At 48.3% G+C, this 10,138-nt stretch carries 12 protein-coding genes; 6 read left to right on the forward strand and 6 right to left on the reverse strand.

The genetic code is table 11. The annotated features are described in order from the left end of the window. Nucleotides 1–210: 210 nt before the first annotated feature. The gene (locus IGQ44_12435; protein HIK38784.1) at nt 211–1,974 is read left to right on the forward strand and encodes an AAA family ATPase; all 1,764 of its coding nucleotides are present in this window, start codon (nt 211–213) and stop codon (nt 1,972–1,974) included. 15 nt (nt 1,975–1,989) lie between these two features. On the opposite strand, the gene IGQ44_12440 is transcribed toward IGQ44_12435, so the two are convergent. From IGQ44_12440 to IGQ44_12460, 5 genes are all read right to left on the reverse strand, one after another. Further along, nucleotides 1,990–2,727, reverse strand: coding sequence for a hypothetical protein (locus IGQ44_12440; GenBank protein ID HIK38785.1), 738 nt, complete (start codon nt 2,725–2,727; stop codon nt 1,990–1,992). A gap of 149 nt (nt 2,728–2,876) precedes the next feature. Beyond that, a complete protein-coding gene (locus tag IGQ44_12445; GenBank protein HIK38786.1) occupies nt 2,877–4,835 on the reverse strand; it encodes a ribulose bisphosphate carboxylase small subunit in 1,959 nt (652 codons plus the stop codon). A 113-nt stretch (nt 4,836–4,948) separates the two neighbouring features. Next, nucleotides 4,949–5,254: a EutN/CcmL family microcompartment protein gene (locus IGQ44_12450; GenBank protein ID HIK38787.1), complete on the reverse strand. Its 306-nt coding sequence runs from the start codon at nt 5,252–5,254 to the stop codon at nt 4,949–4,951. A 106-nt stretch (nt 5,255–5,360) separates the two neighbouring features. After that, on the reverse strand, nt 5,361–5,699 hold the full coding sequence (locus IGQ44_12455) for a carbon dioxide-concentrating mechanism protein CcmK (GenBank protein ID HIK38788.1): 339 nt from the start codon (nt 5,697–5,699) through the stop codon (nt 5,361–5,363). 54 nt (nt 5,700–5,753) lie between these two features. Continuing rightward, nucleotides 5,754–6,065 (reverse strand): carbon dioxide-concentrating mechanism protein CcmK, encoded by a 312-nt coding sequence (locus IGQ44_12460; GenBank protein HIK38789.1) that lies wholly within the window; start codon nt 6,063–6,065, stop codon nt 5,754–5,756. Nucleotides 6,066–6,567: 502 nt separating this feature from the next. Between IGQ44_12460 and IGQ44_12465 the strand changes: the two genes are divergently transcribed. The 5 genes from IGQ44_12465 (at nt 6,568) to IGQ44_12485 (ending at nt 9,713) form a co-directional block, all read left to right on the forward strand. Continuing rightward, nucleotides 6,568–7,905 carry a TldD/PmbA family protein gene (locus IGQ44_12465; GenBank protein ID HIK38790.1) on the forward strand — a complete coding sequence of 446 codons (1,338 nt, stop codon included), beginning with the start codon at nt 6,568–6,570 and terminating at the stop codon, nt 7,903–7,905. Between the two features lie 65 nt (nt 7,906–7,970). Beyond that, nucleotides 7,971–8,141: a hypothetical protein gene (locus IGQ44_12470; protein ID HIK38791.1), complete on the forward strand. Its 171-nt coding sequence runs from the start codon at nt 7,971–7,973 to the stop codon at nt 8,139–8,141. Nucleotides 8,142–8,237: 96 nt separating this feature from the next. Continuing rightward, nucleotides 8,238–8,555 (forward strand): C40 family peptidase, encoded by a 318-nt coding sequence (locus tag IGQ44_12475; GenBank protein HIK38792.1) that lies wholly within the window; start codon nt 8,238–8,240, stop codon nt 8,553–8,555. A 112-nt stretch (nt 8,556–8,667) separates the two neighbouring features. After that, complete coding sequence (locus IGQ44_12480; protein ID HIK38793.1) at nt 8,668–8,805, forward strand: photosystem II reaction center protein K; 138 nt, start codon at nt 8,668–8,670, stop codon at nt 8,803–8,805. 164 nt (nt 8,806–8,969) lie between these two features. Then, nucleotides 8,970–9,713, forward strand: coding sequence for a YebC/PmpR family DNA-binding transcriptional regulator (locus IGQ44_12485; protein HIK38794.1), 744 nt, complete (start codon nt 8,970–8,972; stop codon nt 9,711–9,713). A gap of 97 nt (nt 9,714–9,810) precedes the next feature. Here the strand turns inward: IGQ44_12485 and IGQ44_12490 are convergent. Further along, nucleotides 9,811–10,138 (reverse strand): 50S ribosomal protein L25 (locus tag IGQ44_12490; protein HIK38795.1); only part of this gene is annotated, 328 nt, incomplete at its 5' end.

A 10,138-nucleotide genomic window follows, 5' to 3' on the forward strand; every position in this document is an offset into this window, starting at 1 on the left:
TTTCCTTTTTCTATCTTCTAGATTAACACTTTTCTCGGTGGAAAAACAGTCAACTTTAAGTTATTTTTATGTTTTCTCAACCAATGTTAAGTTTTGTAAAAAGAGAAGGGGAAGAGGGGGGCAGTCAAAATTGACGCACTTGGGCTATGATCGAGTCAAAGGGAAAAACAGTCTTTCGTAAACTAGGAAGAAGACAGAACAAAATAAGGAATGACATTGAAACTCCCTCCCCAGATGCAAAAGATAACTGACGATCTGGACAAACTACTAGACGTAATGCCCCCTCGAATAAGACATGCCCTAGAGAAACACCCCAAGAAGGAGTCTCTCATTGAGATTGTCCTGGATTTGGGGAGACAGCCGGAGGCGCGTTTTTCGGAAGGGTCAGAGTATCTCAGTGACGAACTAGTCACCCGGGAGGACTTGGCCTATTGTGTGTCTAGGGTAGGTCATTTTAGCAGTGACAACAGGGCTGGCATTGAGCGGACTTTACACCGCATCTCCTGTATCCGCAACCGTCAGGGGGACATAATTGGTTTGACCTGTCGCATTGGCAGGGCGGTGTTTGGCACTATTGCCATGATTCGGGAGTTGGTGGAAAGTGGTCAGTCCATACTCCTGTTAGGCCGTCCCGGGGTAGGAAAAACCACGGCCTTGAGGGAGATTGCCCGTGTCTTGGCAGACGAACTGGGAAAAAGGGTGGTAATTATTGACACCTCCAATGAGATTGCCGGCGATGGGGATATTCCTCACCCCGCCATTGGAAGGGCGCGGCGCATGCAGGTGGCCCGTCCGGAATTGCAACATCAGGTGATGATAGAGGCGGTGGAAAACCACATGCCGGAGGTGATAATAATTGACGAAATTGGGACGGAGTTGGAGGCTTTAGCGGCACGGACTATTGCCGAAAGGGGAGTACAGCTAGTGGGGACTGCCCATGGCAACAGCCTGGAGAACTTGATTAAAAACCCCACCCTCTCAGATCTGATTGGAGGCATTCAGTCCGTAACCCTGGGGGATGAGGAGGCAAGGCGGCGGGGCTGTCAAAAAACAGTTTTAGAGAGGAAGGCACCACCTACTTTCCAAATTGCTATAGAAATGTGGGAAAGGCAAAAATGGGTGGTGCACGAGGATGTAGCCCACACGGTGGACTGTCTTCTCCGGGGTAAACAACCCATTCCCCAATTGAGACAAATTAATGAGCATGGGGAGGTGACCATAACAAGAGATCCCTCTTTGCTGCCGGCAAGAAAATTAAACTTGTTACAGCCCGCCAGTAATAGTATCGTGAGCAACAGTTCTTTTGATTTCCGTCCTCCCACCGGCCTGAGGGCTCAGGGTAAGATGGCACCAGTCCCCCCCCCGACAACGGCAGCCCATTTTGAGTTTGAGCAGATGCTAGAAGACTCGTGGTACAAGGAGGAGAAGGAGGGGGGAAAGATACGCACTCCGGGCCCTAATGGTGAGGACTTTCCCGTTTATGTCTATCCCTATGGCATAGGCAAAAGCAACTTAGAGCAGGTAATCGAGCTGTTCAAAATGCCCATAGTCCTAACTAAGGACATAGACAGTGCGGACGTACTCCTGGCGCTGCGATCTCAGGCGAAAAACAATTCCAAACTAGTGCAATTGGCAAAAGAAAGGCAGTTAACCATCAAGACTGTTAAGTCCAATAGCATCCCCCAAATTGTCCGCGCCCTGAGAGAACTGGTGGGGGAGGAAGAGGAAAACAAGCCACAGTCCTTGAATTTGGGACAATTCTTCACGGGGGACAGTGATGACGAACTGGAGGCCTTAGAAGAGGCTCGTCTAGCCGTAGAACAGATTGTTATTCCCCGAGGACAACCCGTCGAACTGTTGCCCCGCAACGCCAGAATCAGAAAAATGCAACACGAGTTGGTGGCCCACTATCGCCTCCGCTCAGACAGTTTTGGAGAGGAGCCCAATCGTCGTTTACGGATTTATCCAGCCTAAACGGGTGAGGTGGGGTTAACTATGTCTGTCAGGGAAGAGAGTAAACAGCAACTTGTTAATATAAACCTTCCCCACCACACCCCTCTTGTTGGTGGGAGGGGATGCATTCTGGTCGGAGGAGTTGTGGCCCTCTAGAGGGGCGTTACCTAGCGGGGTGGGGGTTTCATTCCCCTCCTCCTCTTGGGGGCGAGATTCCTCTTGGGGGCGAGATGGAGTTTGTTCCCCTTTCTCTTCCCAAGGGTCCTCCTGTAAGGCCTCTGTATTTTCCCCCTCATCCTTTTTTGCCACCGCCACTATTTCCTCTCTTCCCCCCGTTGTAGCCTCTGTGGCTTGTCCAGTCGCCCCTGCCACTGGGGAGGCTGAGGATGGAATACTGGGAACTAGGGAATGGGAATCGGGTTTACGGGAGGTATCCCCTATTATTGTCCCAGCAGAAATAACCGCATTGGCCGGCACGTCGGCCCGGTATACGGTCACCAAAGCCCCGAGGGACGCCTGAGCTCCTATAACACATGCTCCCACAATCAGACTACCAGCACCGAGAATGGCATTGGACTCCACCACTACATCCCCCCCTATAGCAGTAATAATCGTCCCCATGCCCAAACAGGCCCCACTTTTGATAACAATACGACTGCCCGGGGTTGCATTTAAGATGACACCAGGGGCAATTATTGCCGTGGGGTCTATGGTAACATCTCCTACTACCTTTGTGTTAGAAAGGCAGGGGACTTGAAGAACAGGTATAGACATCTCCCTACTGGTAAAGGAAACGGCGCAAGGGGGGTAATCCACACAGTAGCCCTAACTCTAATGTTGTATGCTAATCAAGTAATTCAAAAGGCCAAACAGAGGGGCGTACAGGGATAGATACGCCCAACTCCGCAAAAAGAGAGATTAAATTACGGTCTTTGGATGATGGTTTCTAGGACACGACGTTTGGCGGTGGGCTCAATGCCAATCAGACGTACATACTCCCCAGAGTGTTCTTTCAGACAGGCTTCCAGGGCTCGCAGCACCTCGGACTCATTACGACTTTGGATAGGGGCACAGGATTGCCAAGAGTTGGTTTTAAAGCGACGAACCGTGGCATGCTCAGTCCCGATTTGATAGCCTTGAGCCAGGAGGGAACGTACTTGGGACACCACTTCTGGGGACAAACTGGTGGTGGCAACAGCCCCGTTTACACTCTTGCCATTGCCGTTCACGTTTGTAGATTTACTATTTACAGAAGTGCTACTACCACCGGGGACACCGTCAGGGCGTTGGATAATCATCTCCAATACCCGGCGTTTAGCGGTGGGGTCAATGCCAATCAGGCGGACATATTCCCCATCATGTTCCTTAAGGCAGGCTTCCAAAGCGGCTATGACTTCCCGCTCATTCTTGCTCTGAATAGGGGCACAGGATTGCCAGGAATTAGTCTTAAAGCGACGGACTGTGGCATGCTCGGTGCCAATTTGATAGCCTTGAGCCAGAAGGGAACGCACCTGGGCGATGGCCTCCTGGCTGAGGCGGCCGCCAGTGGTAGTAGTCACCGAGGCGCCATTGTGGGAGGAGGTGGGAGCGGTGTAGTTATTTTTGTTTATCTCTGGACTACCGGAGCCGGGGCGTTGGATGATGGTTTCAGAAACACGACGTTTGCTGGCGGGATCGACCCCCACAATTTGGACATACTCCCCTTCAAACTGACGAAGATAGCCTTCAATGGCACTAATAGCCTCTTGAACGGACTTGGTGTTGATACTGCCCGCGGTGAGCCAGGATTTGGTCTTAAAGCGACGGGGGTTGGCGTGTTCTACCCCAATTTGATAACCCCCTTGGATTAGAGCCCGCACCTCGTCAGTCCAACTGGCATTACCGGCCCCACTGGTAGAAGCAGTATTGCTACTGTTAACAGTCACCCGAGTGGAGGGGGTGGTAGAAACAGAGGGGCTTTCCCCGGGGCGTTGGATAATGACCTCAGCAACACGGCGTTTGCCATTGGGGTCAATGCCAATGAGGCGAACATACTCCCCGGCATATTCCCGCAGCAGGGATTCCAACTCTCTGAGAATGGCTGCTTCCCCAGTAGCCCGCAGGGGTGCAGTCAACCAGGACTTGGTTTTAAAACGACGGGGGTTGGCATGTTCCACCCCGATTTGGTACCCCTGTCTTAAAAGGGAACGCACCTGGCCAGCAATATCTGTACTTACAGTCATAATCTCCCCCGAATCATTACTGAGTTGCGTGTTACTTTCGCCCAGGCGGGCACTTTCTGCCCTCACGGCATTTATACAGGCGGCATTTTCGATGCACTGATAGCCCATGGCAAGGGCCTCATTAATTTGAACCACGTGGGCGGCGAACTCCCTATCTTCTGGTTGGACATCCGGGAGGCGATCCGCCTGTTGCTGGGTGGTGATAATGGAGCCCGAGGGGACATACTTACCAGGGGGGATTTCCACATCCTGGATCAACACGTGCATCATTACGATGCAGCCATGCCCCACCCTGGCATTGAAAACAGTAGAACGGAACCCTATAAAACAATTATCCCCCACGTAAGCGGGGCCATGGATGAGAGCTAGGTGGGTTATACAGGTATTACGACCAATCCAGACAGAATACTCCTTCCCGTCGTCCCCCTTGACTCGTCCCTTTTCCAAACCGTGGATGACAACGCCGTCTTGAATGTTGCTGTTGTCGCCGATGTAGAAGGGAGTCCCCTCATCGGCCCGAATAGAAGTGCCGGGCGCAATGAGGACATTGGCCCCCACCCTCACATCCCCTATGAGGTTGGAAAAGGAGTGCACGTAGGCGGTCTCATGGATAGTCGGTTCCGCCAGGTTTCTCGACCAAGGGGTTGGGGGAGCTGCCATTATGGGAAAGCTCACGGCAAACCTCCGCTATAAGTAACTGTTAACAGGCACTGGAAACTATTTTTTCTCCTTCTTTTATAACCGGTTATATGGGAGCTACCAATAGGTTATGGTCAATATGGTCTTTCAGCCTCTTTCTTGCTGTAAATTAGTTCACCCCCCACAGTGACAGTGTCAATAATCCCCACCACCATGGCATCTACTGGCCGCTCATCTCCTATTTCCCTGCGGGCGGAACTGCCCCTGGTCACCAACACCCACTCATTTAACCCTGCCCCCACGGTATCCCCAGCCACCTCGTACTGGGGCAGGGGTTTCCCGTTGGCGTCGAGAAACTGTACCAGGAGCAGCTTTATCCCTGTCAGGGCCTTTGACTTGTGGTTACTTACAACTGTACCACAAACTCTAGCAATTTGCATCAGTATGTTTGTGTTTAAAAGTTTACGGGATAGGCAACCCCCGCAAATGGGGGGCTGTGCAACCCACATCCGGAAAACGTCAACCTAGGGGGGTTGATTTACCCGGCTAGGGGCGGCTCAGGGGGCGAGGATTAACACTTTCTCTGAACTGTTCTACCTCTTCGGTGTAACGGATTGGCAGGACGTACTCGAGGTTTTCATGGGGACGGGCGATGATGTGGTGGGACAAAACCTGTCCTCCTTTTACCCTTTTGGCATTTTCAATGCCAGCTGCCACGGATGCTTGTACTTCGGATACATCGCCCCTGACGATTACAGTGACGCGGCCACTGCCTATTTTTTCATAACCCACTAAGGTAACCCGGGCTGCCTTTACCATGGCGTCTGCCGCTTCTACCACCGCTGGAAAGCCCAGGGTTTCCACCATTCCAACTGCGATTGACATAGGCTTTTTTCTTCCCCTTTTTAGTATTACTTTCCTATATTCTTACTTGTATACTTAATAGTTACGGAACTGTTCTACCTCTTCAGTGTAACGAATTGGCAGGACATACTCGAGGTTCTCGTGGGGGCGGGCGATTATATGAGTGGACAGCACTTCCCCGCCGGGAACTCTGTTAGCCGATTCAATCCCCGCGGCCACAGAGGCTTGTACTTCCGATACATCGCCTCTTACTATTACTGTTACACGGCCACTGCCGATTTTTTCATACCCCACCAGGGTCACACGGGCGGCTTTCACCATGGCGTCTGCTGCCTCTACCACGGCTGGAAAGCCCAGGGTTTCAATCATTCCTACTGCGATTGGCATTTTCGTTCCCTTCCTACAATACTATTTCTACTCTCGCTGTCCAACTAGGGGTGACAACTCCATTACTTTTTTAAGCACGGAATATCCCCCTCTCTTTGGCCAGCTTTTTCATTAAAAACCTATCTAGATCAAGCATAAACAAGCATGGAACGTTTGACAAGATGAGTGACGATGATATTTATTAATCTTTTCCTTAACTATAATTAATAGTCAATTTCTCCTATACTACCATAGTAAACCTGGAGTATACCCCACTACCAACTTACCCTTTCCCTTGTACTTTGCAATTTTCCCGTTTCTTCCCCTCCCAGCTGTTGTTAGTGTCCTTGTTCCACCATTGTCTCTTCCTCCGTCACACTTTTACCACTAGGCTCATAGTCTTTTCTATTTTTTTTTCTGGGGTATGTATTCGTTAAATTTGTGGTACAATGTACCCAGCAAATTTTCCTTTTTTATCCTTGGCATTATCAGCTTATAAAAATCGGCTGTGGAAACAATTTATATGTCAGAACATTTTTCCTGGGAATCCTGCTTCTATTCCCTGGCGGATGCCATATTTTTTCAGCTTAAAAATGGGGAAATATTAACCATTAGCTTCTGGGGGGAAAGAACCCATTTTATTCGCTTTAATAACAGCAAAATTCGTCAAAATGGAGTGGTTATAGATGGCAATCTAAAGCTCAATTTAATCGCTAACAGACGTCAGGCATCTGTAACGATACCCCTCAGTGGCGATAGGGATAGGGATAAAAAAATAGCGGAGAATGGTCTGGAGTATTTAAGGACAGAAATAGAAAATGCACCGGAGGATGAATACATTGTATATCCCCGAGAAAATCCCTCATCAAAAGAAGTATACCAAGGGAATGTATTGGGAGAAGACGATGTATTTGAAAAAATATTAAAACCAGTGGAAGATGTGGATTTTACTGGGCTGTATGCCGGGGGAAATATGGCAAGAGGATACGCCAATTCTCTAGGTCAGACCAACTGGTTTTCCACAGATTCCTTCTTTGTAGACTATTCCCTGATAGATGAAAACCAAAAAGCAATAAAAGGCACTTTTTCTGGGAGAAACTGGGTGACTGAGGAGTATGAAAAGCAGATAAACTCAAAAAGGAAACAACTGGAAAAATTAAAACTTCCCCAAAGGGAAATAAAACCAGGACGTTATCGTGTATACTTAGAACCGGCGGCGGTGGCAGAATTGTTGGAAATGTTCTCCTGGGGGGCAATATCAGAAGCCTCTTTGCAACAGGGAGGCAGTGCTTTAGCTAGGTTGCGCCAAGGAAAAACACTTTCTCCCTTGTTCAATCTGAAGGAAAATTTTACCAGGGGAGATGTGCCCCGCTTCAATGAATTTGGTGAGATTTCTCCCCAAGAATTGCCCCTAATTATACAGGGAAGATTGGTTAACACTCTTGTTAATGGTCGCACTGCTTTGGAGTACAATTTAGTGTCCAATGGTGCTAATAGTAGTGAAAGTTTAAGGGCTCCAGAAATCGCACCGGGGAATTTGACTGAGGAGGAAATTCTGAAAAGTTTAGACACAGGATTATATATCTCGAATCTACACTATCTTAACTGGAGTGATAGACAAGAAGGCAAAATTACCGGCATGACCCGTTATGGGTGTTTTTGGGTAGAAAAAGGAGAAATTGTAGCCACCATTAAGAATTTACGTTTTGACGAATCATTGTATTTGTTTTTCGGAGAAAATCTCATGGCACTTACCAATTTTAGTCAGTTCATACCCAACACTAGCACCTATGAATCTCGCAGTTTGGGGGGAAAGATTGTACCCGGGGCACTGATAGAAGATTTTACATTTACTCTATAGATAGGGGGAGTAGTAGGATGATAGGGAAATTAATTCCTCCGTAACCGACGGGAGAATATGTATTTGTGGCAAATTTGAACTTGTATGCCTCCGCCCTCTGTGAGGAGTTGGCCACCCAGTTACCAAGGGGAAGACAGTTAAAAATCCTAGATATTCACCCCAATGAGAAAGTGGCAAGAGTCTGTAGGGTAGAGGGCAAATATGGAGCTTGGTTACCCCTAATGTACACCTATTAAAGCCGGCAGAAAAACCCTATCAGCCTGTTTTGATTTCTAGGGCAACCATTGAAATCCTCATCCCCCTAGTGATAGCATTTACCTACCGTGCCATGAATACCCCCCCAAAGGGGGAGTACAGTGGCTCCCTCAATTCAGAGCGCTTTTGCTACTGTATTTGCTACTGTAGGAGTATGGCTGCCCCGTGACTTTTATCAACGGGAAGCCTTTACCCTTAAAATCACAACAGAAGAGTTACAACCAGGGGATTTAATCTTTTTCGGCATCTCCCGTGTAGCTCATGTGGCCCTGTATCTGAGGGACGACAAGTATATTCACAGTTCGGGGAAAGGGATGGGCAATGATGGTATTGCCATAAATGTGTTAAGAGGGGATGCAGATAAAGTCAGTGCTAACTACTATGGTCAACCGTAAAGTTACGGGCGGGTGATGGAAAGTCTTGTCTGAAAACCCCAAATAACACCCTACGTGGAGACAGATGGTGGTAATATAATAGCAAGAATAAACTCTAGAGTAAAAGAAAAGTATGGAACTAATGGTACTACTGGCCAAATTGCCAGAAGCGTATCAGGCTTTTAAGCCTTTGATCGACGTGTTACCTGTGATACCCGTGTTTTTCCTATTGTTGGCCTTTGTTTGGCAAGCCGCTGTAGGTTTCAGATAAACTACATAGACAACCTCTACCCGTCCATAGCCTTAACCCATGCTTCTAAGGGGGCGTGGGTTTTTCCTTTTAATTTAACTTCATTTAACCTTAGCCATTGTCAAGGGAGAATTATTTTTTTTAAACTAGTAATCCCGAATTCCTGAGCTACTAGTCTTTCATTTATGGCAGGACACAGTAAATGGGCTAACATCAAAAGACAGAAGGCTAGGGTTGATGCCAAGAAGGGAAAGACTTTTACTCAACTTTCTCGTGCTATAATTGTAGCAGCTCGTAATGGAATACCAGATCCCAGTGCCAATTTTCAACTGCGCACCGCCATTGAGAGGGCAAAGGCGGCTGGGATGCCAAGTGAGAATATAGAAAGGGCAATCCAAAAAGGGGCAGGCACTTATGTAGACGAGGAAGCAGTTTTAGAGGAGATTAGATATGAGGGTTACGCGCCGGGAGGGGTGGCAGTATTAATTGAGGCACTGACAGACAACCGCAACCGCACAGCGGCTGATTTACGGGCTGCCTTTAACAAGAATGGGGGAAGAATGGGGGAGACTGGTTGTGTCAGTTGGATGTTTGAACGAAAGGGGGTTGTAACCATTGACGGCGCCGTTGATGAGGAGCACTTATTAGAAACCTGTGTCAATGCGGATGCCCTCAGCTATGAGATAATTCAGGAAGACGACTACAGAGGGGCAGAAGTGTTTACCACGGTGGAGGGATTGGAGAGAGTGAGTGAGGCTTTGAAAAGTGCAGGCTTTGCGGTAAAGGATGCTGAATTGCGCTGGATTCCCAAAAGTTATGTAGAAGTAAGCGATCCAGAGCAAATTAAGTTAATATTAAGGCTAATGGAAACATTAGAATCCCTGGATGACGTGCAGAATGTTACTGCCAACTTTGATCTTGTCACCTAGACTTTGTCAGCTAGAGGGAGAAAGTAGGTTGGGTATGTTTTTTCCTCCCTACACTCCCCTTCTCCCCAAACACCCCTCCCTCAGCCAGGTGGGGAAATTATAATTTGCGGGGTGGTACAATTGTCAGAATGGTCTTCTGGGGTTCATCCAACACAGTAACGCCCTCAGGAGGCGTTAAATTGCCCACACAGAAGTTTTTACCAATATCTACACCACTGATATCGGCTTCTATGAAGTCTGGAATCCTTTCAGGCAGACAACGGACTTTAACCTCTGTAAGCATTTGTTCCAGGATGCCGCCTTTTGTAAGCCCGACAGCCTGACCAACTATTTTCAGGGGTACTACTACCTCTACAGGTTTTTGACCAGAGGGGCAGAAGAAACTAATATGGTATAACTCCCTCTTCCAGGGGTGGGTTTGTACC

This window comes from Geminocystis sp. M7585_C2015_104, from assembly GCA_015295805.1.
GTDB lineage: Bacteria > Cyanobacteriota > Cyanobacteriia > Cyanobacteriales > Cyanobacteriaceae > DVEF01.